This is a genomic window from Longimicrobium terrae, assembly GCF_014202995.1.
In the GTDB taxonomy this organism is placed as follows: Bacteria; Gemmatimonadota; Gemmatimonadetes; order Longimicrobiales; family Longimicrobiaceae; genus Longimicrobium; species Longimicrobium terrae.
The window spans coordinates 1-25,030 of record NZ_JACHIA010000029.1; the positions used below are offsets into that span (position 1 = coordinate 1).

The following is a 25,030-nucleotide window of genomic DNA, read 5'->3' on the forward strand; positions in this document are numbered from 1 at the left end:
CCGCCCCCCACCCGTCCTCACGGTACTGCGCGTAGAAGCACGACAGCCGGCCCGACAGCGCGAGCTGATCCACCACGTCTGACAGGAACCGCGTATAGCTCTCCTCCCGCACCCATTCCTGCACCGAGGGCGGCATCAGGTACAGCTGATCTTGCTCGTACGGCAGGAAGTTGTAGCTCATCGCTTGATCCGGCGGGATGACGGCGTTCCTCTCCCCCCAATCTACCCTCGCTATCATCCGCCCGCAGTCCCTCAACGGGTTTATCAGACAGGCTCTTGAGCGGCGGATTCATTCGCTCAGGATACGTTCGGCGCGCTTTGGTCTCCGCCTTCCACACCAGGCCTGCCGCCTCGCCCAACCCTCCCCCAGTCTTTTTTGGGGGAGGGTGGGCCGGTGGTGCCGGCCCGGGTGGGGGCCGCTTTGGAGCCCGCCGCGTCTCAATACTCGTCCGGTCCTGGAACCAGGACCGTGATGCCGCCGGGGACGGCGCGCGCGTGCAGCGGCGTGTTGCCGATCAGCTCCCCATCCACCTCGGTGACCACGGGCGGATCGGACTCCACCCGCACGTCCGCCGCCTGCAGGTAGATCAGCCGGTCATCGCCCGCGTACTGGCCGCTCACCACGCGCCACACCACCGCGGCCACATCCGGCAGCGTGCGCGGCGCAAAGATGCACACGTCCAGCAGTCCGTCCTGATAGGACACCGCGGGACCCACGCTGACCTCCACCGGCGGGAACGGCGCGGCCACGAACTGCCCCATGTTGGCCACCAGCACCATCGCGGCGGGAACGGTGAGCATGTGCCCGTCCGCGGTGATGCGGAACAGCGTGCTGGGCGGGGTGACGCCCACCCGCAGCCCGGCGTACAGGTACGCGCCGAAGCCCCAGCGATCCTTGAGCTCGCGCGTGGCCCCGGCGATGACGGCCGCGTCCCACCCCGCGCCCGCCGCCAGCGCGAAGTAGCGCCCGTCCGCCAGCCGTCCCAAGTCAATGCAGGCGGGCACGCCGTTCACCGCCACCTCCACCGCGTCCTCGATGTCGCGCGGAATCCCCAGGTTCACCGCCACCTGGTTTCCCGTCCCCTTGGGGATGATGCCCAGCGGAATGTCGGTTCCCGCCAGGCCGGAGATCACCTCGCCCACGGTTCCGTCCCCGCCCACGGCGACCACGGCGCGGTAGCCGCCCTGCGCGGCGTGGCGGGCGGCGCGCTCCGCGTCTCCCGCGCCCGCGGTGTGAAAGAGGTCAAAGCTGGCGCCCCGCACGGCGAACGCGCCGGCCAGCAGGCGAAGCGTGCGCTCCGTGTCCAGCTGCCCGGCGGCGGGGTTGATGACGATCAGCGTCCGCGAGCCCGGCGTGATGGCCGGGTGCGTGGACGCGGGGTGAATCGGTTCCACCTGAATTCCGTTGCGCGTGCGTCGCGGGCCCGCCCATCGGCCCCGCTGCGTGCGGGAGGCAAGATGACGGGCGGATGCTCGCTCCGGCAAGCGGGCGCGGCGCCTGACCTCGCCGGCGGACGCCGGTCATCCGGTCCATGACGCCAAAAGGGAGCGTGCGCGCCCCGCTCGCGGCCGCGCACGCTCCCGTCCATCAACCCCGCCCGACGAATGCCCGGCGGGAGCGGATTACAGCCCCGTCGCGGCGGAAACCTGGTTCCAGTTCGTGCCGTCGAACACGAACTCGATCACGTTCCGCCTGCCGCCGGTGGTGTCCGGTGTCCAGTTCACCTTGTACACCGCGTTGAACGTCACCGCGCGGCCACCCGTCGCGTCCTGGACGAGAACGAAGCGCAGGTGCGCGCCGCGGTACGGGTTGGCGGGCGCGTTCAGGGTGATGGAGGCCCCCAGCGTGTAGCGGATTTCGCGGTACGGGCCCGCGTTGGGCGTCTGCGCCGTGGTCACCGTCCCCGCGTCCAGCGCGTCCGGCACGCCGCCGAACAGGTTGCGTTCCGCGCGCACCACGCCCGTCACGCCGTTCAGCTTGCCCACGAAGGTGTTGTCCAGCAGGGTGATGTTGGCGCCGCCCATCTGCGGGCCATTCACCGCCGGCAGTACTACGGGCACGCCGCCCGCCAGCGGCCGGTCCTCAAAGCATCCCGCGATCCGCACCGGACCCACCGTGGCACCATCCACGCGGATGACGGCCCACCCCTGCGTGGTGCTGTCGGAGCCGAACGTCACGTCGTGGATGGACACGCTGGTGGTGCCGGCCAGCGTGCGGATCCCGATGCTGCTGTAGGCGGTGTGGCCCTGCAGGGAAATGCGCCCGCCCCGCACGTCGCAGGTGCCGCCCTGCGGATACACGCGGATGGCCGCCTCGGGCGGAGCGATGGCTCCGCCGCCCGTGGTGTACTTGGCATCGGCGAGGTCGATGGAGATCTGCGCTCCTTCCACCACGTTGCCCCGGCCCGTTCCCGTTACGCTGATGGGTATCGCTTCCGGGTTCAGAAAGCGCCCGCGGATGACGTTGTTGGCGGCGCTGCCATAAAGCACCACCTTGGCGGAACCTTCGAATTCGCAGGTTGCGTCCAGTTCCACCCCTTCGCTTTCCGGGGCGATCGTCACCACGGAGTCGATGAAGGTGCAGCCCGTTACGCTGGCGCCGCGGGTGCGGGTAAAGGTGATGCCGCCGAAGTCCGGGTACCCGCTGTTGTCGAACGTGCAGCCGAGGATGGCGGTTCCGCCGTACGGCTTGAACGCCGACCCCACCGGCGCGCTGCCGTTTTCGATCGAGTTGCAGTCCACGAAGCGGCAGTTGGTCACCGTGGGCCCGTACCCGCGGGTGCCGCTGGTGCCGTGGTGCGCGATGGGAATCTTGCCTCCGGAGCGAATGTCGCGGAACTCCACCCCGTCAATCACCACGCCGGGCCGGTCCAGCTGGTAATAGATGCCGTGGCTCTGGTACGTGCGCTTCGACTGGATGACGCCGCCACGGATGGTGGTGCCGCCCTGGCAGCCCATCCAGTTGTCGCCACCGGCGCCGCCGTAGTTCACCGCGCGCACGTTTTCGTACAGGTTGTACGAGTAGCGCAGCCCGTCCACCACCAAGCTCCCCAGTTCCGCCAGTCCGCGCGGAAATCCATCGAACTCGCAGTCGCGGATCACCGACTCCATGTAGTAGCCGCCCAGGGCAAAGAAGCTGTTGAAACCGGGATTGCTCTCCTGCAGCACCGCCGGCGCCACGGCCTCCCACGTCCAGCGGCCGCCCTCCAGCGCCACCCGCGTCACCGCTGCGGCGCTGGCGCCCAGAAATACCAGGTACGAGATGCTGGCGGGCTCGGTGTCCGTCGCCGTCTGAAAGATGTGCGAAGCCTCCACCTGCACGGTGGCCCCCGGGTCGCACTGGATGCGCGTGCCGTTCGTCGTTACCCGCAGCAGCGCGTACCGCCCGGGCGAGATCGTTTCCCACAGCGGATCCGTGGCGGGATCGCCAAGCTGGATCAGGTACGTTCCGGCCGGAACGAACATCGTCCCGCCCACCGCGTCCGCCGCCGCCAATGCGTCCTTGAACGCCTGCGCGTCGTTGGTCACGCCGTCACCCACCGCGCCGCCGTTGTAGTCGGTGCTGCGGACGTTGAAAACCTGCTCTCCGTTGTCGTACGCCATCGTGTGCTCCCGGCTTGCTGGACCGGCCCGCCTGGCTGACGGACCTGCAGGGGGATACCACCCCCGGAGCAGGTCCGTTCCGAAGTTTTCGGTGTTTGTACGGAATAGATGAAAAATGGACGCGAACTGGGTCGTAAAGGCCTGAAATGCTTGGCGGGATGGACGAAGAACGCGTCCACTTCCGGCGGGTTGATCCCCGGAAGTGGACGCGTTGTACGGACTGGAATCCGGAATTTCGATCCGCGCCGGTTCGCGGCGCGATCAGCGGATCCGGCCCGGCGGACGGACCGTGATCAGCGGATGATGAAGGCGTCGTCCTTGGGCGTGCGGCCTTCCCATTCGGCGCGCGCCTGCTCAAAGCCCGGCCGCCCCATGATGCCGTACGTCAGCTGCTTGCCCAGCTCCACACCGGGCTGGTCCAGCGGATCGATGCCGTAGAAGTGGCCGGCGTACACGGTGGCGATCTGCAGCATCATCATCAGCTCGCCCAGCGCGTGCGCATCCACGCGGGGGATCTCGATGCTCATGTTCATCCGCCCGCGCTGCGCCAGCGCCGCCTCGGTGGCCAGCATCTCCGTGCGCAGCAGTTCGCCCATGCTGTGGCCGCCCAGGTACGCCAGCTCCGCGTGGTGCTCGTACGCCGACGGAATCGGCACGTCCGGCCCGAAGTCCGCTTCGGAGAGGAACGTGATGGTCTTGTCGAACGGGCCTTCCACGTACAGCTGCACCTGCGAGTGCTGGTCCGTCGCGCCGAGCGACTTCACGGGCGTGGGCCCGGCGAACACCTCACTGCCTTCGCGCGTGCGCTGCTTGCCCAGGCTTTCCGCCCACAGCTGGCGGAACCAGTCGGCCACGTCGCGCAGGCGGTCGGAGTAGGGCATCATCACGTGGATGGGCGCCTGCCGTTCCGTATCCGCCAGGTACTGCAGCGCGGCGAACACCCCGGCCGGGTTGGCGCGCAGGTCGTCGGTTTCGCACTTCGCCACCATGTCGCGCGCGCCTTCCAGCAGCGCGGCGATGTCGATTCCCGCCATGGCCGCGGGAAGCAGGCCCACGGAGGACAGGACGGAGAACCGCCCGCCCACGTTGGAGGGGATGGGGAGCGTGGGGATCTGCTCCTCTCCCGCCAGCGCGCGCAGCACGCCCTTTTCCGGATCGGTCGTGAACAGCAGGTGGCGGCGGTAGTCTTCGCCGAACGCCGCCTGCAGCCGCTCGCGGACGATCAGGTACTGGCTCATGGTTTCCGCCGTGCCGCCGCTCTTGCTGACAATGTTGAACAGCGTGCGGCCCAGGTCGATGCGGTCCAGGAACGGCCCGATCGTGGCGGGATCGATGTTGTCCAGGACGTAGATGCGCGGATAGTAGTCGCGCTCCTCGTCATCCAGCTCGTTCCACAGCGGGTGCAGCAGCGCGGTGCGCAGGGCGATGGTCCCCAGCGCCGATCCGCCGATCCCCAGCACCACCAGGTTGCTGAACGCCTGCCCCTGTCCGTCGGCAAAGGTCTGGATCTCGTCCACCACCGCGTTGGCGTCGGCCAGGGCGAAGAAGCCGATCTCCCCGGCCTCGCGGCGGCGCGCGGTGTCGGCGTGGGCCTCGCGAAAGCGGCCCGCCATGGCGTCCAGCGAGGCGGGGTCGATTCCGCGCCCGCCCAGCCGCGGGGCGAGCATGTTGTTGTAGTCGAAGGTCAGCATTGGGGAGTGCGTGAGTGCTGGGTGCGTAAGTGCGTCAGTGCGGGAACGGCAGTGACGGAAGTGCCAGGTGCCCGGTCCTCAGTGCCTCGGTGTGCTCGCGATGATTCAGCGGCGACGGCCAGGCGATCTGCCCCGCCGCGTTCAGGCATCACGTGCGCCGCTACGTGTGACTTGCGGCGCGCGGGCATCTGTCCGCCGCGCAGGAGCGCCGCGTGCAGGCGCCCGTCGGCATCATCCTGAGGAGGCACCGGCCGAATCCTCTGCCGCGCCAGACCATGGTGCGGACGAAGGATCTTCCATCCGCCGGGCCAACTCCGCGGTCCGGCGTGAGTTCTCCCCCTCTCCCGCGGAGCGGGGGAGGGGGCCGGGGGGAGGGGGCCTTTCCGCCCGCGCCGGCCTCATCCATCCACCGAAGGCCGTGCCCGCTTCCAGGAGAACCGTGCCGCCGGAACGAACAACGGCCGCCGCAACGGGGCGGCGGCCGTCGTCAGACCTCCACTTCCAGACCGTCGTAGGCCGCGTACACACCCTCGGGAAGCCGCGCCTCCAGCTCCGCGTGCGTCACGCGATGGCTCATGTGCGTCAGGTACGTGCGTTCCGCGCCCACCTCGCGCGCGGCGGCCACCGCCTCCTCTACGCTGAAGTGCGTGGGGTGCGGATTGCCGAACCAGAGCGCGTTCAGCACCAGCACCCGCACGCCGCGCAGCGCCTCCACCGTGCGGGGCGGCAGCGACTTGCCGTCCGTAATGTAGCCCAGCGCGCCGGTGCGAAAGCCGTACACCTGGAGGTTGCCGTGCGGAACGGGGACGGGAAGAACGTCGAACCCCGCCACGTTCACCGGCTCGAACGCGTGCACCTCCGTAAGCCGCGCCTCGGGCTTGGACGTGCCTTTCAGCGGCCGCACCGTGCTGTCGAAGATGTAGGCGAAGCGCTCATGCAGCGTGGCCGTGCAGTCGGGGCTGGCGTACACCTCCATCTCCCGCTTGCCGCGCTCGCTGAACACCCGCACGTCGTCCAGCCCGTGGATGTGGTCCGCGTGGCAGTGGGTGAACCAGATGGCGTCCACCATCGACACTCCCGCCGCCACCAGCTGCAGCCGCAGCTCCGGCGGCGTGTCCACCAGCAGCCGGCGCCCGTCCTCTTCCACCAGTGCACCGTGCCGCATCCGCCGGTCGCGCGGATCGGCGGACGTGCACGTGCCGCAGTCGCACCCGATCACCGGCACGCCGAACGACGTGCCCGTGCCCAGAAAGCGCAGCTTCATGCGCGTGCGGGGGCTGAGCGCGCGAACGCGCGGCCGCCGGAGGCCGACGCGGAACACCCGGCCCGGGCTCCCGCACTCACGCACCCCGCACTCACGCACTCCATTACAGCACCGACACCTGCAGCAGGTTGGTGGTCCCCGGCTGGTGCATGGGCAGCCCGGCGGTCACCACCACGCGGTCGCCGGCCTTGGCCAGCCCACGGCGGATCGCCTCGTCGCGGCCGCACGCCAGCATCTCGCTGAACGAGGCCTCGTCGGAGCACACGATGGGAATGACGCCCCACACCAGCGCGAGCTGGTGGTACGTCTTCATGTTGTCGGTGATGGCCAGAATGGGTACCGGCGGACGGAAGCTCGACACCACGCGCGCCGTGCTGCCGCTGGTGGTGAACGTCATGATCAGCGGCGCCTGAAGCCGCCGCACCGCCTCCACCGTGGCGCCGGCGATGGCGCGTTCGGTGGGCGTCATGCCGTCCACGTCCGGGGCGATGGGGATGTCGTAGTGCGGCCCCGCCTCCAGAATGTGCGAATCCTCGATCTCCTGAGCGATGCGCGCCATCGCCTGCACGGCCGCCACGGGAAACTTGCCCGTCGCCGTCTCGGCGGAAAGCATCACCGCGTCGGTGCCGTCGATGATGGCATTGGCCACGTCCGAGGCTTCCGCGCGCGTGGGGCGCGGGTTCTCGATCATGGACTCCAGCATCTGCGTGGCGGTGATGACGGGCCGCGACGCCAGGTTGGCCATCTGGATCATCCGCTTCTGCGCCAGCGGCACCTGCTCGAACGGCAGCTCCACGCCCAGGTCGCCGCGCGCCACCATCGCCGCGGCGGTCTCGCTCAGGATGGCGTCCAGGTTGTCCAGCGCCATCCCCTTTTCCACCTTCACCACCACCAGCGGCCCGCCGGCGGGAATGCGGCTCACCAGGTCGCGCACGTCCTCGGCCGAGCGTACAAAGGAGAGCGCCAGGTAGTCCACGTCCTGCGCCAGCGCGAACTCCAGGTCACGCAGGTCCTTTTCCGTCAACGACGGGATGCTGACCAGGGTGTTGGGAAGGTTGATCCCCTTGTTGCTGGTCAGTTCGCCGCCGTGGATGACGCGCATGTCCACGCGGGGCGGACGCACGTCTTCCACGATCAGCTCCATCAGCCCGTCGGCCAGCAGCACCACCTCGCCCACTTCCACGTCGTCCGCCAGCTCGCGGAAGGTGGTGGGGAGCTCGTCGCCGGTGTGGTCGCCTTCGGGGGTGAAGGTGATGCGGTCGCCGGAGCGAAGGGTGCGCGGCTCGGGAAGCACGCCCACGCGGATCTTGGGGCCCTGCAGGTCGCCCAGCACGGCGATGGGCCGGCCGGCGCGCACGGAGGCTTCGCGGACGTTGCGGATGGTTTCCGCGTGCCGCTCCTGCGTGCCGTGGGAAAAGTTGATGCGCGCCACGTCCATTCCGGCCGTGATGAGCGCATCGATGCGCTCGGGCGACCAGCTGGCGGGGCCAAGCGTGCAGACGATCTTGGTGCGTCGTTGCATCAGAAACCGGTATCCGTTCTCATGCGGTTCCCCGGGCGGCGGGCAAGGACCGAACCGCGTGGGGCGGCCGCCGCGCGAAGTGGAAGAACCGAAACATGCCGCCCGCGCTCGCCCGCGCAAGGGGCGGCGGGTGGAATTTGTACGACTTTCTTTCTAATTGTCCCTTCGAAGTTGCTTCCGCAAACGGGAAACCGGCAGGGTAGCATTCGTCTGCCGTCACGATCCGCTCAGATCGAGCGCTGTCGGCCTCCGTGATCCGGGTTCGCTCCTCCATCAGATTTACAAGGCCGAGAGAAGGCGCGGAACGGGATCAGGACGTGGACGTGGACGCGGCCAGCAGCCGGCGCACTTCGGCGAGGAGGGCGGGGAGCACCTCGCCCGCGGGCCCCTGCAGAAAGACGTCGGCGGTGTGGGTCAGTTCGCTGCGGTGCGGGTTGACCTCGATGATGCGGGCGCCCGCGCGGCGCGCCACCAGCGGAAGCTCCGCCGCGGGCCACACCGTCCCCGACGTGCCGATGAGCAGCATCGTATCGCACCGCCCGGCCAGCGACCATGCACGCTCCACGGCGTCAACTGGCAGCATCTCGCCGAACCACACCACGTCTGGCCGCAGCGGCGATCCGCACACGGGGCAGGGCGGCGGGTCCTGCTCCTCGCATTCCGCGTACACCGGCAGCTCGCCGGAAAAGACGTGGCCGCGGTCCAGGCAGCGCACGCGGCGGATGCTGCCGTGCACCTCCACGACGTCGCGCGACCCGGCCGCGGCATGCAGCCCGTCCACGTTCTGCGTGACGACGACGAGTTCGGGAACGATCCCGGCCAGTTCGGCCACGGCGAAGTGACCGGGGTTGGGCCGCGCCTGCATGACGCGGTCGCGGCGCCAGGCGTACCAGCTCCACACGCGCCGCGGGTTGGCGCGGAAGCCTTCTTCCGTGGCCAGTTCCTGCGGATCGAAGTTGGCCCACAATCCTTCCATGGCGTCGCGAAAGGTGGGAATGCCGCTTTCCCTGGACATCCCCGCGCCGCTGCTCACCACCAGCAGACCGGAATCCGCCACGATGCGCGCCGCCCGCGCCAGACCTTCCGGTGTCATCGACTGTCCATCCGTCCGAACCACGTGGTCGTGCATCTGTTGATGATGGTCATCCGCCGCCCCATGTTTCCGTTCCGCGCACGATCTCGTGACGCTCCTCCGCGACCCGCATGCCGGACGAATCGCATGCTGATGTACGGTTGCGGCAGCACTATCGTCGGCGACGCGGATTCTGTGAACTTCATCGACCAGCGGGGGATGATCGTGGGTGATCGGGGGATGGCGGCATTGGGGACGGATATGCTCGTTCGCGCCGCGGATGAGTCGGACCAGAAGGGGTGTCCCCGATGACGGCGGAGTGGGCCGAGACGGCTACGCTCACCGTCATCATCATCGTCATCGCGGCGAGTTTCTATCAGTACGCGATCATCTGGCCGATCGTCCTGCGGCTGCTGCGTAAAAACAGGATTTCGTATCTTCGGTGGGATCGGGGTACCAATGCGGCTTTTCGATTCCTGCGGATGGCGGCAGATGAGCCGCGGCCGTCGCGGCGGAAGGTGTACCAAAAGCTTCGCCAGCGCCTGCTGCTCGGGTACGCTCTTTACCTCGCCGCATGGGTCTTGGGCGCGACCGTGCTTGTACCCACGATTTTCCGCAGTTCGGGAGACACGCGTTCGCACCGGGCGGATGCGCAGCGGGAGGATTGGACCGTTTCGCCGCTGCTGAAAGCGCAAACCCCGCCGCACACCCCGTAAGGGCAATCGCGCGCGGGGCTTTCTGGCCGCGGTCGGGACGATGGCGGGAACCGCTAGTCCGCCTTGCCGATGAACTCCGCCGTGACCTCGATCAATCCCACGATCGCGCGGTTGAAGTCGTCCATCTCCTCGGCGGGAATCCAGTATTCCTTGTGCATCGCCGCGCCCGCGGTCTGCAGCGGATAGCGGTCCAGGAAAGCGCGATCGACTGCAAAACGCAGCACGTACCCCGCGAATCCGGAGGCCGCGTCGCGCGTGTTCCAGTCGCGCGCGATCTGCACCGCGTACGCCTCGTTGGCTACCGGGTAAAAGAACGGCTGGTGCTCCAGCCGCGGTGGAAACGCCCGCCATCCGCTCCCCTCGATCAGCGCCAGCTCCGCGCGTCCTACCGGTCGGTACAGCGTGATCGTGGAACCTGTCGTCGCGTCCGTCATCGTCCAGGCAAGGTGAGGCGCTGCAGATTGCTGGAGATCGGGGAAAGAAACGATGCTCCGCGATCAGAAAAGCAGAAGGGCCTCGACGTACGCCGAGACCCAACGCCGACCAGGTATGCCCAGTCCACTTGTCGGAAACCTATTCTTTCAGATACTCACGGGTCAACTCTCCGCGGCAGCATCGTGTCAGCAATATGTGGTGCTCAATGAGATGAGGCTATCTGCTCGACACAATTCGACGCACCTACGACCGGTGCACCGTCTCGCCTGCGACCATGGTGAGGACGCAGTTCATGGTGCGAAGCTGCTCGGGCTCGCAGTCCAGCGGGTCCACGGCCCAAACCACCAGGTCCGCGTCGTAGCCGGGCAGCAGGCGGCCGGTGCGGTGCGACAGGCCGGCCGCCACGGCGGGGCCCTCGGTGTAGGCGCGCAGCGCGTCTTCGGCGCTGATGGCGTTTTCCTGCCACCATCCCTCCGCCGGCTCGCCGTTCCACCCCACCCGCCGCACCGCCGCGTACAGCCCGATGCGCGGATCGCACGACTCCACCGGCACGTCCGAGCCGAACGCCAGCGTCATCCCCGCGCGCATCAGGTGTGAGAACGGGTAGGCGCCGCGCGACCGCTCGTGCCCCCAGTGCAGCTCGGCGGCGGGAATGTCGTTCATCAGGTGGATCGGCTGCATGGAGCCGATGAGTCCCGAACGCCCCGCGCGCTCCCACAGGTCCGGCGGGCACAGCTGCACGTGCTCGATGCGGTGCGGCATGGCGGCCACCCGCGGCGCCGATCCCAGCACGTCGATCGCGAGCTCCACCGCCGCATCGCCGATGGCGTGAACCGTGGATGAAATGCCGCCCTCCGCCGCGCGCCGCACGTGCCCCCGGAACTCCTCCGGCGGCAGCGTGCTGATGCCGCGCTCCGTTGAGCCCGCGTACGGTTCCCGCATCAGCGCCGTGCGCGAGCCCAGCGCGCCGTCCAGAAACATCTTGAGCCCGCCGATGCGGATCCACTCGCCGCCGAACCCGCTGCGCAGCCCGAGCGCCAGCGCCTGGTCCAGCCGGTTCAGCTGAATGGCCTGCAGCACGCGCAGCCGCAGCTCGCCATCCAGCTCCATCTGCGTAAAGTCTTCCAGCCCCGTCACTTCCACCGAGTGCACGCCGGTCAGCCCCAGCCGGTGGCACTCGCGCTGGGCGTCCAGCAGCGCCTCGCGCACCTCCGCGGGCGATTCCACGGGGAGGTGGGCGGAAACCAGCTTCATCGCCTCTTCCAGCAGCACGCCAGTCGGCTCGCCCGCCGCGTCGCGCACGATGGTGCCGCCCTCCGGGTCCGGCGTGTCGCGGGTGATGCCGCAGCGGCGCAGCGCCTCGCCGTTCACCCACACGGAGTGCAGGTCGTGGCTCTGCGTGAACACGGGCCGGCCGCCGGTCACCGCGTCCAGCGCATCGCGGTGGGGCAGTCCGCCCCAGCGGTTCTGGTCCCACCCCAGCCCGCGGATCCACCCCTCGCCCGTCGTGGCGGCCTGGGCGATCGCGGCGACGCCTTCCTCCAGCGTGCGCGCGGCGTTCAGGTCCACGCGGCGGCGGGCAAGCGCCCACAGCGTCAGGTGCACGTGCGCGTCCACCAGGCCGGGCGTCACCACGCCGTCCACGTGCTCGTGCGCGGCGCCGGGGAGGGCCGCGGCGCGCGCCTCGGCCTCCGTTCCCGCCGCGGCGATGCGGCCGTCGCGGATGAGCAGCGCCTGGACGGGGGCGTGCGTGCCCAGGACGTGAATGCGGCGCGCGGTGAGGATGAGGTCGGCCATTGCGGGAAAGTGCGTGAGTGCTGGGTGCGTTAGTGCGTGAGTGCGGCCCGGAAGACGGCGGCGGATTGCCCAAGGCTCGCCTCGAACCCCTAAAATAGTTGAAGCCCCGAACGGCGCCTATGGGCGACGTGTCGGGGCTTTCCGCTTGTGGAGCGGCGGATTCATCCGCTCAGGACAATCTGGGCCGAGTCAGGTTCCGCTCTCCACGGTGAACCTGCCGCCGCGGATAACCCTCCCCCAGTCTGCTTTGGGGGAGGGTGGGCCGGTGGTGCCGGCCCGGGTGGGGGCCGCCGTGGGACGGGCCTGCCGCGTCTCAACCCGGCGGAGGCGGGGGTTCGGGGGTGGCTTGATGGGTACGCCTGCGCTCCTCCTCGTCCCTCATCCGCTGCAGCAGCGCGTGGGACGAAAACAGAATATCCCGCGAACGCTGAAGCAGTTCGCGGGAACGCAGAACAATCTCGGGCGCGTCGTCCGCGTCCGGGGCAGGCTCTTTCTCATTCTCCATCAATCCATCGAACACTGCCGCACCCTGACCTTCCCGCATTCGTGTGTATGCAGATGACGAATCGGTGCACGGCGCGTCACCTCCCGCGCGACGCATGCCCCCGCCGGGCCAACCCGCCCCCTCGCGACTTCCGCTGCACCAGACGGGCGGAAGCGCGGCGGCCCGCATCGTGCTTGGCTCAGGCGGGTTCCAACGCAAACGGGTCCGGGATCAGCGGATGGACATCAACACGAACTGCAGCCTTGCCCACGAACTCGCCGCGCGCATGCGCGCCGAGGCGGACGATCTCACACGGCGCTGGCTGGACCGCATCGTCGCGCGCGTGGAGATTGAACCCAACCGCGTGTTTCCCACCGAAGAACTGCTGGACCACGTTCCGCTGCTCATGGAGCGCATTGGCGACTACCTGGAGAACCCGGCGGAGGACATCGCCGGTGATTCGCCGGTCATCGGCAAGGCGCTGGAGCTGGGGCGGCTGCGGTATTCGCAGGGCTTCGACGCGCACGAGATCCTCAAGGAATACGAGATCCTGGGCGGCGTGCTCTTTCAGTTCCTGGTGCGCACCGTCGACGAGATCGACCATCCCTGCACCCGCGCCGAACTGCTGGCCTGCGCCCACCGGCTGTTCCGCGCGGTGGCCGTCATTCAGCAGCTCACCACCTCGCAGTACCTGCGGCTGGCGGCGGAGCGGGTAAGCGAGCGCGAGGAGCGGCTGCGCAGCTTCAACCGCATGGTGACGCACGAGTTGAAGAACCGCATCGGCGCGGTGCTGGGCGCCGGGCAGCTGCTGGCGGACCCCGACATCAGCGCCGATCCGGACCGCCGCGCGCGCTTTGCCGCCATGGTGACGCAGAACGCCGAGGGGATGCAGGACGTGCTGCAGAACCTGCTGGAGCTTTCGCGGATGGACAACGACACGCGCCAGCAGCGCAACGTTCCGCTGCCGCGCGTGGCCGCCGAGGTGTGCCGGCAGCTTCGCGAGATGTCGCAGGCGCGCAACGTGGCCGTGCACGTCGATCCGCTCCCCGAGGTGGAGGTGAACGCGGGCGCGGTGGAGCTGTGCCTGACCAACTATCTCAGCAACGCCATCAAGTACTCGGACCCGCAGAAGGACACGCGCTGGGTGCGGGTCACCGGCACGGTCGTCTCCACCGACAGCGGCGCGCGCGAACTGGTGATCAGCGTGGATGACAACGGGCTGGGCGTTCCCCCGGATGCGCGGGGGGAACTCTTTTCCCGCTTCTACCGCGCTCACGGGAGCACGGTCACGGGGGTGGAGGGCACCGGGCTGGGGCTGAGCATCGTCCGGGAGACGATGGAAAGCATGGGCGGCCGCACCTGGGCGGAGTTCGACGGCACGGAGGGAGCGCGCTTTCTTCTGGCGCTTCCCGTGCGCCGCGCCACGGACCGGGACGGCGAGCGCGCCCCGGCCCCGGCCTGACCCTCAGCGCGGGCGCGGGCCGTCGCGGTACGGCTCGCCCCGCAGCGCGCTCTTGAGTTCCGCCACGCGCTGCCCGATCTCACTGCGCTCCGGAAGGTTCTCCGCCAGTTCCTCGATGATCTCTCCCGCCACATCAGCCGCGTCGCGGTTTCCGCACTGCAGCGCGCCCTGCTGAATGCCGCGCGCCAGCGAGCGCGCGCGGACCTTTTCGGCATCGCTCACGAACAGCCCCGCGTTCCGCGCGGACCCGCTCACCACGTTCCCCAGTTCGTACGCCTGCTGCTCCACTTCCGTGCAGCGGCCGGGACGCGGCTCGCGTCCCCATCCGCCGTTCGTCTGGCCGTACCCGCCGCGGTCATCTCCGTATCCGTCACGACCATCGTTTCGCGCCTCGCGTGGAAACACCAGCGCCATGTAGACGATGGCCGTCGCCTGCGTGCGGGTGAGCCCGCGCCGGTCCCCGCTCTCGCCCGCAAGCTCCGCCCGCATGCGGTCCAGCGCGTACGACTGCTCGCGCGTGAGGCGGTACGGATCGATCCCGTAGTAGCGCAGCGCGGCGTCCATCTGTGCGTCCGCGCGGCGTGGTGCCTGAACGCGCGCGGACTGGCTGGATGACTGGGCGTGCGAAACGGCGGGCGCGCCAAGGACGAGGAGGGCGAGCACAAGGCTGGAGCGGAGCTTTGGCATGATGATCTGCGGAGGAGAGAGGATGGGAGCGGCGCCCGTCGTCCGCGACGGTGTGCGGCCCGCCTCAAGGGCAATCGCGGCGCCGGGTCCTGCTCCTTGCCGCAAGCTGTTGCGCGACAACCGGCTCCATCGTTCGCGATCAGGGATGAAGCAGCCGCGCTGTCACTCCGTGAGGACGGTATTCGATGTCCGGCGGAGGACGATGGGCAGCGATCATCGTTGTCGGCCGATCACCGCAATCTGCCCGGCGCTGCTCCGGCGTGATGGGCCGCGGCAGAGAGCGTTCTGATTGTCCAATAAATGAGCGGAGATGGCCGCTCGCTCACAACGATAATCCCAAGTATTTGCTCGTCTGTGGCGTGTATTGATGGGGTGGAGAAGGCCCTTGATCAAAGCCGTCCAGATCGTTAATCTTTACGCTGCGGCCGGGCAGCCGGCTGATGCGTGATCCAGCACCTGAACAGTGCGGCGCGATGCGGCGGATTCCAGGACGGCGGCGGACGCGGTTCTACGAGAAGCGGCATGTGGTGGAGGGCGTGTCGGTCGTGCCGCCACTGGTGACGGCGGTGTGCGCCGCGGCCGCGAACCTCGGAAACGCGGCGACTCACCTGATCGGCTGGGCGCTGCTGGCGGGAGCGGGATGGCTTTCCGCATCCAGCGTGGTAAAGGTCCTCCATGCCGGGGCGCAGGAGCGCGAACGCCGCCGTGCCGAAGACTACGAGGGATTACTGGGCGCGCTCTGCGTGCTTCACGCCGTCATCCGCCGCGCGCTGGACCTGCCAGAACAGCCGGACGGCCTGCTGCGCGTCACCATCCACCGCGTGGTGCCGCACCCGGTCCCGGGCCGCGCGCCCGAAGAGTTGGAGCAGGTGGTGCCGTATGTAGGCGGCGGGGGTGGAGGAGCGGGACGGCGCTTCTCGGTCCGGTCCGGGGTCATCGGCAAAGCTGTGCGTGAGCGCAAGATATTCGCCTTTTCGCGCGAGTACGTACGCTACGAATTGTACCTTGCGGAACTGATTCAGCTGTATTCCTACACCGAGGCCGATGCCCGGGCGCTCACCCCTGACAGGCAGGCTTGGATGGCGGTGCCGCTACTGAGCGGCGACGAAGAGGCGCTCGCCGTGGTGTATCTGGATTCCTGCCAATGCGAGTTCTTCAATCCACAGGTCCAGCAGATCGTGCTGGGCACATGCGCCGGAATTGCGGCGTTCACCGAGGAGGTATACTGACATGGAGAACAACAACGATTGCGATCCGCAGCGCGGGCACGCCGCGTTCGCCCGCTCCGTCGTGATTTCCGAGCCGGGCGCGGCAATCCGCGTGGAGTGCATCGAGTTGACCGGCGCGCTCAAGCGCAGCCTCACCACGAGCATCACCAGCCTGGGGCCGCGTGGTGAGCCGCGCCGCCGCCGTGCCGGGGGCTGAAGCCGCCGTCCGCGTTCCGCGCGCATCCGGCGGAGGTGCGCGCGGCACGTAGGCCGGATGGTGCCGTTTCGCGGGGGATCGCTGGAGGGACCAGGACTCGGAGCACGGCGCAGACCGTGAACTCTGTCCATCTATGCGATGTTCAGGAAATCCGGAACGCGCCTCTTGTTAAGATTCGGCCGGGGCTTTAGACTAAACAGTGTAATTCATCTCAAGGTAAACGGTTTAGACAAGGCCACCGGGTGGCCGGCCGGAACGGGGAGGTCTCGTGAGCGAGGCACCTGATCCGCGCCGCATCCCCGTCGAGGCCATCCGGGAAGCGGCCAGACGCGCCGTAGCCCAAACCTCGCTGCGCGCCGTGGCGAGGGCGATCCCAATGAGCCCCATGGGGCTGCAGCACTTCGTCAACGGGACTTCGCCCTATCGCGGCACGCTGCGCAAGCTCACCGCGTGGTACGTGAACCGGACCGGCAGCCCGGGAGAATTCTCGGAAGAAACGGTGCGGGCGGCGCTCGCGATTCTGCTTGACGGCATTGCCGACGAGCAGCAGCCCGCGGCGCGCGTACAACTGCTCACGCTGCTGGTGCACCAGCACCAGAAGGCGGGCACCGAGCCGCCCGCGTGGCTGGTCGGCATGCTGCAGAGCGAAGGCGGCTGAGCGCTGGACGACAAACGCGTCGGGGCGCCGGAGATCACTCTCCGGCGCCCCGTCTTGCGTGCCTGTTCCGCCGCGCAGCCCTCGATCGTCCGCGCTGGCGAGCCGCGAGGAACGACTCGGCGACCGATGCGCCGCCTGACCCGCTCACAATCTCCGTCAGCCGCGGCCCAGCCGGGTCATGGCGCGGTCCGCGGCGGTGACGCCGCAGTGCTGCGCTTCTTCAAACAACGACAGGCCGCTCAGGTCCGAGTGGGCGTAGAACACCGGACCGTCCGCGTCCACCAGCGCGCGCCGGCCGGGGTCCGCCAGAAAGCCCGGGGTGGGGCGCACCATCGCGTGGCCCATGCGCATGATGTCCACGCGCGACACGCAGGCGCGGATGTCGGGGTGCGCGCGCTCCAAGTCCGCCAGGATCGCGTCCTTCCACTCCGCCCAGCCGCGCCGCAGCAGAAGCTTGCGCGCCTCCGCGGGCGGCACGTCGGAAAGCGCGTGGTAGTACGTCCACACCGTGCGCTCCGGCTGCACGGCGTACGTCTGGTGCGTCGCCACCACGTAGCCCAGCCCGGGCGATCCGTGGATCACGTTGTCCCACGCGGGCTCAAAGCCGCGCTCCGCCGGCCAGCGCTCCAGCACCAGGTTGGCTGTAAGCCAGGGCGAATAATCGAAGCGAACCCGCGGTGCACCCTGCACCACGTGTGGCGCCAGAAACGAGGGCGCGGCCCAGATCACCGCGTCCGCGCGGAACTCCGCGTCCCCCGCCAGCACCCGCATCCCGGAACCGAGCGCCTCCACCCGGTGCACGGGCATCCCCGTGCGCACGTGGGCGCCTACCCGCTCCAGCAGCCGCGCCGTGATCCACCCGTTCCCCTCCGGCCAGGTGAGCGGTCCGTGCTCGTCGTCGTCCACCGGGCGGGCGGAGAAGTAGTGTATGCCCGCCCAGGCCGAGGTGTCCGCGGCGCGGGAGCCGTAATCATCCCGCGTGGCGTAATCCACGTACCACCGCAGCCCGGGCGAGCGGAACCCGCGCGCGTCCATCCACGCCGCCATCGACACGCCATCCAGCGGGGAAGGGCGGGCGCCGCGGGCCGAGGGAACGGTGAACTGGCCGGTGGCGCGCATGGCCGTCATCTCGTCGCGAAAGCGGAGCATCTCGTCGCGGTCCGCCGTCGTCTCCACCAGCGCGTTCTCCAGCCCCTCGTGCCACACGCCCCAGCGGTGGATGCGCTCCCTGGGCGAGGATACCAGCGTCCGCTCATCCCACGTGCCGTCACGCAGCACGCCGAGTTCCTCGAACAGTTCGCGGACGAGCGTCGCACCCGTGTCCGGAACGGGGACATAGTGCGCGGCCCACGGATAGGCGGAAATCTCGTCCTTCCCGCCGCGCGCGTTGCCGCCGGCGTGGTCCTCCAGTTCCAGCAGCACGAAATCCGTAAAGCCGCGCTTCCGCAGCCGCCACGCCGCGGACAGGCCGGCGATTCCGCCGCCCACGATCACCAGGGGAACGCGCTCCGTCCGGCGCACGGCGGGGACGGCGGCGCGGTCGCGCAGGCGGTGGGCGCGCGCGCCGCCGTCATCCACAAAGCCGCCCGCGACGGCGCGCTCCGTCTTGGGCGCGCACGCAACGAAGGGCGCGGCGACGGCCGAAGCCGCGGCCGCGCCCAGAAACGCCCGGCGCGAAATGCCTACTGGGTGATCCGCTCCCACTCTTCGCTGTAGTAGCGCACCAGCACCTGGTCGTCCAGCCGGTTGGCGCGGACGGCCAGGCGCTGCATGTCGATGGGAAACTGGAAGAGCGCGGGGATGTCGCCCGCGGTCAGGTAGCGCAGCCCGGCGGGGAGGCGCGCGGGCGGCTGATAATCATCTCCCGCCAGCACGAATCCCCATTCGCCGAAGCTGGGCACGTACAGGTGATAGGGCCAGGTGCGCAGGCCGGCTTCGCGGAGCGTGGCGTCGATGCTCCAGAACGCGGAGCGCGCAAAGAGCGGCGACGTGCTCTGCACCACGATGCGCGCGCCGGGGTTCAGGTGCCGGCGCAGCAGGCGGTAGAAGGCGGTCGTATACAACTTGCCGACCGCGTAGTTGCTGGGATCGGGAAAGTCCACCACCACGAAGTCGAACTTCGCCGGGTTGGCGTCCAGCCAGCGCATGGCGTCGGCGTTGATCACGTGCACGCGCGGCGAGTTCAGCGCCCCGCCGTTCAGCCGCACCATCTCCGCGTGCGTGCGAAAAAGCTGCGTCATCTGCGCGTCCAGGTCCACCAGCGTCACGCGTACGCCGGGGTAGCGCAGGACCTCGCGCGCGGCCAGCCCGTCGCCGCCGCCCAGGACCAGCACGCTGCGCGCGGCGGGGAGCGAGGCCAGCCCCGGGTGCACCAGCGCCTCGTGGTACCGGTACTCGTCGCGCGAGCTGAACTGCAGGTGGCCGTTCAGAAACAGCCGCAGGTCGTCCTTCCACGCCGTCAGCACGATGCGCTGGTACGGCGAGTTGCGGGAAAGGACGACGGGATCGGCGTACAGGCTGCTTTCCGCCGTGCGCGTGATCCGTTCCGCCGCGGCGAACCCGGCCACGAGGAGGGCGAGGGTGGCAATGCTCCCCGCCACGAGCGCCTTGCGGTTGGGGAGCAGGTCGCGGAACAGCCACGTGCTCCACAGCGCCACCGCGGCGTTGATGATGCCGAACGCCAGCGCGCTGCGCGCCATTCCCAGGTACGGAACCAGGACCAGGGGAAAGAGGAGCGAGGCCCCCAGCGCGCCCAGGTAGTCGAAGGTGAGCACGCTGCTGACGACGTCCTTGAACTCCAGCCGGTCGCGCAGCAGCCGCATCAGCAGCGGAATCTCCAGCCCCACCAGGATGCCGATGATCATCACCAGCACGTACAGCAGCACGCGGAAGGCGTCCGTGTAGGCGAAGGCGAGAAACAGCAGGGTGGACGAGAAACCGCCCACGATGGCCACCATGAGCTCCGTGGCCACGAAGCGCGCCGCCACGCCGCGGATCACGAAGCGCGACAGCCAGCTCCCCACCCCCATGGCGAACAGGTAGGTGCCGATGATGGTGGAAAACTGCGTGACGCTGTCGCCGAGCAGGTAGCTGGCGAGCGCGCCGGCCACGAGCTCGTAGATGAGCCCGCAGGCGGCTATGAGGAGCACGGTGACGAACATCGCCGCGTTCACGCGCGCGGCTCCGTCCGCCGGCGCGCGCGGTGCGGCGGGGGCGGCTTCACCAGATGGCGGCGGCGATGACGATGGAGATGCCGATGGACATGGCGCCCACGACGATGGCCAGCGCGGTGTTGTGCTCGTCGATGATTTCCTTCCACAGCGAGCCCGGCGTGAGCCGGTCCATGAGCATGAAGGCGCCCACGAACAGCACGATGCCCAGCACCGCGTAAACCGCCGCGGCCCCCAGGTGGTTCAGCAGATCTTCCACGGGTCTCCCGGGTTCACTTTCCGCCCACGTAGCGTCCGGTGCCGCCGTAGTGCGGCCGGTACGCGCCGGGGTTGTCGCGCACGGAGCGCGGCACGGGCCGGCTTTCGCGCGCGCTCAGGGGGTTCCATCCCCGGTATTCGGCAAAGGCCAGCCCGCCCATCAGGGCCAGCGCGTAGACGAGGTAGCCCGGACTCCAGCGCTTCATCTCACTCCTCGTCGTCGTCGGAGCTGTCGGCCGCGTAGTCGCTTTCCGACCAGCGCTGCCCCTCGAACGAGGCGCGCGCCAGGGTGGGAAAGATGGGCGGAATCAGCAGCAGGATCAGGGTGATGATGAACAGCGACGCCGCGGGAACGTCGCGCCGCACCTGCACGCGGTAGCTGAACGCGTGCTCGCCGTCCGGCGCCACCACCAGCCGGTAGCGCCCGGGGGGGACGGCGGCGATGCGGATGCGGCCGGAGCGCGACCCTTCGCTCCAGCTTTCGCCCTGGTCCACGCCGTGGTAGTACGACACATCGGTGCTGAACTCCCTCGCGTCCCCAGACCCGCCCTCCGGCACCAGCAGCACGCCGAACGCGCCCCACGAGTTGTCCACCAGGGCGTTGATCATCACGTGCAGGTTGGTGGTGCGCCCCGTCAGCTCAAACGGCTGCGACACCAGCGGCCGAGAATCCGCCGAGTCGGGCGCCGCCGCTCCGACCCCCGACTGCGCGGAGCCGGACACGGCTGCCGCGGCCGCTTCCGCTGCGGCCGCCACCGCCGAAGCCGCGGAGTCTACCGGCGACCATCCACCTCCCGCCGCGGCCGCAGCGCCGGGGGTGAACGTCCCCGCCTCGCTCAGGATGCCGCGGCTGGCTGTTCCCGCGCGGACCATCCATCCCGCCGTCACCAGAAAGGCGAAGATCAGGGCCAGGGTCCACATGCGCCCCGCGCCTGGAGGGCCGGGCTGGTTGGCGAACACGCCCTGTGGCCGGGGCGGTCGGTCGGTGATGCCGAACGCCCGGTAGATCTGCTCGGGCGCCACGTACTCGCCCAGCGACCACGACACCTCGTGCCCCGTCTTTTCGCGCGACAGCAGCAGCGGGGGATCGATGAAGTCATCCACCTGCGCCTTGTCGCCGGCGCGCACCTGCCAGGGAAACTCGCCCAGGACAAAGGTCGTCACCGCGTACGCCCGCTGGAAGTGGCGGAACGTCCGCCCCTCCCACTCGGCCGTGGGGCGCACGGCGCTCCGGTGCTTGGGCACGCCGGTGATGACGGCGATGTCGTTCCAGTGCCCGCCGTATTCCGACAGGTAGCGGAAGCCACGATCGGGGTTGTGCAGCAGGTACTCGCGCCAGGAATACTCCGTCCCTTCCACGGCGATGGTGCGCTGCTGAAAGCCCAGCACCTCCCACTCGGCGCCGTGCATCTGCCCGCGCGCGCCCAGAGGAATGCGCGGCGGCACCTTGCGCCGGTCGTCAAAGCGCTGCAGCACCTGCAGCTGGCGTGAATTCCTCACGTCCAGCACGCTCTGGCAGTACTCGCAGACGGCGTTCACCGACTCGCCCGGGCGGCGCAGGGTGACCGTGCCGCCGCAATTGGGGCAGTTGAGGGTGGCCGCGCCCTGCACCCGCGTCTCCACCGGGTCCGCCAGATCGCGCAGCCCCAGCGACTCCAGCGTCACGAACTCGCCCGTGTACAGCACGGGCGCGCCGTCCGAGTAGTCCAGCGTGGCCAGCCGCCCGTCTTCGGAGCGCAGGTCCACGAAGGTGGCGTCGTCGCGCTCCCAGGTGGTGAACGGCAGTTCGCCCTCGGTGCCCGCGTAGCGCGCGCGGGTGACAACGCCCACCGTCCACCGCCCGGCGGCGCCCAGGGTGACGGCGGTGCCCGGCTTGAGCTGCCCCGAGGCGGGGAGGGCGCCGGCGTCCGGCTGGGCGAAGGTGACGGCGTACTCGTCCTGCGCATCGGAAAGCCAGCCGCTGCGCCCGTCGGCGAAGTCCAGGTGCCACTCGCTCCAGGCGCCGCTTTCCCACTGGTAGGCGATGCGGCCCACCACGGTAAAGCGCGCCCACTTGTAGCTCCCCGTGGTCCCCACGCGGATGCGCGAGGTGACCGGGGGCGGGAGCGATTCCACGCCCACCTTCTGCAGGTCCAGGTCGTGGCGCACCAGCACCGACTTGCAGGTGGTGCACACGGTCTGCACCGCCGCGGCGGACTGAAAGACGACGGACGCCCCGCAGCTGGGGCAGTTGGTGACGGGACCGGTCATCGGGCGGCGGGGACGGCGGCGTAGTCACGGTCCACGGCGCGCACCACCACGTGCGCGGCGCCCACCATCTCCCGCAGGCCGGCTTCCCAGTCCCATTCCGGGCGGGGACGGCAGCAGAACAGGTTCAGGCAGAGCGACTCGTGTTCGGGAAAGGTGTGGCAGGCCAGGTGGGATTCCGCCAGCATGCACAGGCCGGTGATGCCGCCCGGCCCCGGAAAGCGGTGCCACTGGGCGGGCGCCACGGGGTGCAGCCCCAGTTCGGCGATCAGCCGGTCAAAAAGGGCGCGCAGCACCTGCACGTCCGCCAGCGCCTGCGGACTGCAGCCGTGCGCTTCCACCAGCCATTCGCGACCGTTCATCCCGGACATCGGTTGGATCAGCGGTTCACGGAAAATGCCGCGGGTCGCGGCGGGAACGGAAGCCGGTACGGCGGCGGCGGGCCCGCGGTTTCGGCGGATCACCGGGGACGGGGCGGAGAATACCGGCCCGGTTCCGCGGGCACAAGCGGAACCGGGCGTTCGATGGGTGCGCGGTCAGGCCGCCAAGTAGCGTTCGCGCAGCAGCGCCAGGTGGTGGCGCTCGTGCCCGGCGGTGATCCACGCCAGGGCGCGGGCGGAGACCGCCGCGTCGCTCGCCACGCCCAGGGACCGGAGCGCGTCGTCGTCCATCGACCGGAAAAGGAGGACGGTGGCGCGTCGCACGGCTACGTATTCCTCCATCAGGTCCGCCAGCGTGCGCGCGTCGAACCGGCCGGCGGGGACGTAGGCGTTTTCATCGAACGAGGCCAGCGGGGTGGCGTCGCCGCGGGCGATGCGCAGGGCGCGGTACACAAAGATGCGCTCCGCGTCCATGATGTGGCCCAGCACCTCGCGGATGCTCCACTTGCCCGGCGCGTAGCGGTGGCCGCCGCGTTCTTCGGGTAGCGCGCGGACAAGGCTCATCACCTCATCCAGTTGGTCCTGAAGCGGCTGCAGCGCATCGTCGCCGGGGACGCGGTCGACGTACTTGCCGTAGTAGGGCAGAAACTCGGAGGCGTCGGGTCTGGGGATCATGATCTCGGCGTGTTGTGGCGGGTAAGGGTGCGGAGGCCGTCTGTGACAACTGCCGTTTCACACGGAGGCCACGGAGGAAGCACGGAGGTCACGGAGGAAGATCAACAGCATGTCTCACGCAGAGCAGCAGAGTAGCAGAGAACAACGGATGAAAATGATCCACCCTGATTCCCTGATCTTTTCTCTGCGTCTCTGCTGCTCTGCGTGATGCTTGTCGTTCTCTGTTCCTCCGTGACCTCCATGTACCCTCCGTGCCCTCCGTGTGAAACGGCAGTTCCTGGTATCAGCCCATCAGCGTAGCCATGATGGCCTTCTGCACGTGCAGGCGGTTCTCGGCCTCGTCCCACACGCGCGAACGGGGACCTTCCAGCACGCCCTCGGTCACTTCCTCGCCGCGGTGCGCGGGCAGGCAGTGCAGGAAGACGGCGCGGTCCGTGGCGGTTTCCATCATCTCCTCGGTGATGCAGTAGCCCTGGAAGTCCGCCGCGCGCTTGGCCGATTCGTCTTCCTGGCCCATGCTGGCCCACACGTCGGTGTTCACCACGTCCGCGCCCGCCACCGCCTCGGCCGGATCGCGGGTGGTGATGATGTTGGCCGCGCCGCGCGCCCGCTCCAGGATGGCCGCGTCCGGCTCGTACCCGGCGGGATACGCGAGGCGCAGCTCAAAGCCCAGCCGGTACGCCGCGTTCAGCCACGAGTTGGCCATGTTGTTGCCGTCGCCCACCCACGCCACCTTCACCCCCGACAGGTCCGCGCCGAAGTTTTCCTGGATGGTCAGCAGATCCGCCATGATCTGGCAGGGGTGCAGCAGGTCGGTGAGCCCGTTGATGATGGGCACCGAGCCGTACGTGGCCAGGTCCACCAAGTCCTGCTGGTCGAAGGTGCGGATCATGATGCCGTCCACGTAGCGCGACAGCACGCGCGCCATGTCGCGGATTGGCTCGCCGCGCCCCAGCTGGATGTCGCGCGAGGACAGAAAGAGCGCGTGCCCGCCCAGCTGCACCGTTCCCACCTCGAACGAAACCCGGGTGCGCGTGCTGCTCTTGGCAAAGATCATTGCCAGCGTCTTGCCGGCCAGCGGCTTTTCGGTGTACTCGCCGCGCTTCATGCGGGCGGCCAGGTCAAGGGTGTCCAGCAGCTCCTGGCGGCTGAAATCCGGAATCTGCAGAAAGTGGCGAACGGTGCGCTGGCTCATCAGGGCCCCGGCAACGGGTTCAGGTGATTACGGAAGGGGTGCGCCGGTCCCGGCGCGCGCGGCGGCAAGATAGCACCCCCCGCCACGCCTCACCACACCCCGGGAACCGCATCTCCGGATGTGAGTACAAGTGATTGTGCCGCAACGTGTTGTGTGGTGGCGCCGCCGGTTTCCGCTTGGCGCGGACGCGGTTTGCCCGTACATTCCGGGGTCCGCGCGCGCGTCTGCTCCCCTCCGTGCGCGTCCCCGCGGCGCCCGCGCGAACCCGGATTCATCCCCGCTCTCCGTC

The 25,030-nt window shown here is 69.1% G+C and carries 22 protein-coding genes and 1 pseudogene; 5 read left to right on the forward strand and 18 right to left on the reverse strand.

Annotation, left to right across the window (positions count from 1 at the left end; translation table 11 throughout):
• From HNQ61_RS26410 to HNQ61_RS26440, 7 genes and pseudogenes are all read right to left on the reverse strand, one after another.
• Positions 1-181 (reverse strand): annotated as a pseudogene (locus HNQ61_RS26410) (IS1182 family transposase); the annotation flags it as partial.
• A gap of 257 nt (positions 182-438) precedes the next feature.
• Positions 439-1,395, reverse strand: coding sequence for a YegS/Rv2252/BmrU family lipid kinase (locus HNQ61_RS26415; protein WP_170035155.1), 957 nt, complete (start codon positions 1,393-1,395; stop codon positions 439-441).
• Positions 1,396-1,623: 228 nt separating this feature from the next.
• Positions 1,624-3,603 carry a right-handed parallel beta-helix repeat-containing protein gene (locus HNQ61_RS26420; RefSeq protein WP_170035156.1) on the reverse strand — a complete coding sequence of 660 codons (1,980 nt, stop codon included), beginning with the start codon at positions 3,601-3,603 and terminating at the stop codon, positions 1,624-1,626.
• Between the two features lie 293 nt (positions 3,604-3,896).
• Positions 3,897-5,294 (reverse strand): glucose-6-phosphate isomerase, encoded by a 1,398-nt coding sequence (locus HNQ61_RS26425; protein ID WP_170035157.1) that lies wholly within the window; start codon positions 5,292-5,294, stop codon positions 3,897-3,899.
• Between the two features lie 487 nt (positions 5,295-5,781).
• Complete coding sequence (locus HNQ61_RS26430; protein ID WP_170035158.1) at positions 5,782-6,558, reverse strand: MBL fold metallo-hydrolase; 777 nt, start codon at positions 6,556-6,558, stop codon at positions 5,782-5,784.
• Between the two features lie 103 nt (positions 6,559-6,661).
• The gene (gene pyk, locus HNQ61_RS26435) at positions 6,662-8,080 is read right to left on the reverse strand and encodes a pyruvate kinase (protein ID WP_170035159.1); all 1,419 of its coding nucleotides are present in this window, start codon (positions 8,078-8,080) and stop codon (positions 6,662-6,664) included.
• A gap of 310 nt (positions 8,081-8,390) precedes the next feature.
• The gene (locus HNQ61_RS26440) at positions 8,391-9,173 is read right to left on the reverse strand and encodes an SIR2 family NAD-dependent protein deacylase (protein ID WP_170035160.1); all 783 of its coding nucleotides are present in this window, start codon (positions 9,171-9,173) and stop codon (positions 8,391-8,393) included.
• Positions 9,174-9,460: 287 nt separating this feature from the next.
• Here HNQ61_RS26440 and HNQ61_RS26445 point away from each other — a divergent pair, with 287 nt between their 5' ends.
• On the forward strand, positions 9,461-9,868 hold the full coding sequence (locus HNQ61_RS26445) for a hypothetical protein (RefSeq protein WP_170035161.1): 408 nt from the start codon (positions 9,461-9,463) through the stop codon (positions 9,866-9,868).
• Between the two features lie 53 nt (positions 9,869-9,921).
• Here the strand turns inward: HNQ61_RS26445 and HNQ61_RS26450 are convergent, their stop codons facing one another.
• Entirely contained in the window at positions 9,922-10,302 is a 381-nt protein-coding gene (locus HNQ61_RS26450) for a hypothetical protein (RefSeq protein ID WP_170035162.1), read from the reverse strand.
• Positions 10,303-10,546: 244 nt separating this feature from the next.
• Complete coding sequence (locus HNQ61_RS26455; protein ID WP_170035163.1) at positions 10,547-12,100, reverse strand: amidohydrolase; 1,554 nt, start codon at positions 12,098-12,100, stop codon at positions 10,547-10,549.
• A 722-nt stretch (positions 12,101-12,822) separates the two neighbouring features.
• On the opposite strand from HNQ61_RS26455, the gene HNQ61_RS26460 reads away from it, so the two are divergent.
• Positions 12,823-14,046, forward strand: a complete 1,224-nt coding sequence (locus HNQ61_RS26460; protein WP_170035164.1) for a sensor histidine kinase — start codon at positions 12,823-12,825, stop codon at positions 14,044-14,046.
• Positions 14,047-14,049: 3 nt separating this feature from the next.
• Here HNQ61_RS26460 and HNQ61_RS26465 read toward each other — a convergent pair whose 3' ends face one another.
• Positions 14,050-14,733 (reverse strand): hypothetical protein, encoded by a 684-nt coding sequence (locus HNQ61_RS26465; RefSeq protein ID WP_170035165.1) that lies wholly within the window; start codon positions 14,731-14,733, stop codon positions 14,050-14,052.
• A gap of 440 nt (positions 14,734-15,173) precedes the next feature.
• Here HNQ61_RS26465 and HNQ61_RS26470 point away from each other — a divergent pair, with 440 nt between their 5' ends.
• From HNQ61_RS26470 to HNQ61_RS26480, 3 genes are all read left to right on the forward strand, one after another.
• Complete coding sequence (locus HNQ61_RS26470) at positions 15,174-15,962, forward strand: hypothetical protein (RefSeq protein WP_184430785.1); 789 nt, start codon at positions 15,174-15,176, stop codon at positions 15,960-15,962.
• A 1-nt stretch (position 15,963) separates the two neighbouring features.
• On the forward strand, positions 15,964-16,158 hold the full coding sequence (locus HNQ61_RS26475) for a hypothetical protein (protein WP_170035167.1): 195 nt from the start codon (positions 15,964-15,966) through the stop codon (positions 16,156-16,158).
• A 268-nt stretch (positions 16,159-16,426) separates the two neighbouring features.
• Positions 16,427-16,816, forward strand: coding sequence for a hypothetical protein (locus HNQ61_RS26480; RefSeq protein ID WP_170035168.1), 390 nt, complete (start codon positions 16,427-16,429; stop codon positions 16,814-16,816).
• A 156-nt stretch (positions 16,817-16,972) separates the two neighbouring features.
• On the opposite strand, the gene HNQ61_RS26485 is transcribed toward HNQ61_RS26480, so the two are convergent.
• From HNQ61_RS26485 to argF, 8 genes are all read right to left on the reverse strand, one after another.
• A complete protein-coding gene (locus tag HNQ61_RS26485; RefSeq protein ID WP_170035169.1) occupies positions 16,973-18,520 on the reverse strand; it encodes an FAD-dependent oxidoreductase in 1,548 nt (515 codons plus the stop codon).
• Positions 18,499-19,989, reverse strand: a complete 1,491-nt coding sequence (locus HNQ61_RS26490; RefSeq protein ID WP_170035170.1) for a polyamine aminopropyltransferase — start codon at positions 19,987-19,989, stop codon at positions 18,499-18,501. The genes HNQ61_RS26485 and HNQ61_RS26490 overlap by 22 nt, the downstream gene beginning before the upstream one ends.
• A 46-nt stretch (positions 19,990-20,035) precedes the next feature.
• Entirely contained in the window at positions 20,036-20,245 is a 210-nt protein-coding gene (locus HNQ61_RS26495; protein ID WP_170035171.1) for a DUF350 domain-containing protein, read from the reverse strand.
• Positions 20,246-20,258: 13 nt separating this feature from the next.
• Complete coding sequence (locus HNQ61_RS26500; protein WP_170035172.1) at positions 20,259-20,450, reverse strand: hypothetical protein; 192 nt, start codon at positions 20,448-20,450, stop codon at positions 20,259-20,261.
• Between the two features lies 1 nt (position 20,451).
• Entirely contained in the window at positions 20,452-22,494 is a 2,043-nt protein-coding gene (locus HNQ61_RS26505; protein WP_170035173.1) for a DUF4178 domain-containing protein, read from the reverse strand.
• Entirely contained in the window at positions 22,491-22,853 is a 363-nt protein-coding gene (speD, locus tag HNQ61_RS26510) for an S-adenosylmethionine decarboxylase (RefSeq protein WP_170035174.1), read from the reverse strand. The genes HNQ61_RS26505 and speD overlap by 4 nt, the downstream gene beginning before the upstream one ends.
• 174 nt (positions 22,854-23,027) lie before the next feature.
• On the reverse strand, positions 23,028-23,546 hold the full coding sequence (locus HNQ61_RS26515) for a DinB family protein (RefSeq protein ID WP_170035175.1): 519 nt from the start codon (positions 23,544-23,546) through the stop codon (positions 23,028-23,030).
• 283 nt (positions 23,547-23,829) lie between these two features.
• Positions 23,830-24,741, reverse strand: a complete 912-nt coding sequence (argF, locus tag HNQ61_RS26520; protein WP_170035176.1) for an ornithine carbamoyltransferase — start codon at positions 24,739-24,741, stop codon at positions 23,830-23,832.
• Between the last annotated feature and the right edge of the window lie 289 nt (positions 24,742-25,030).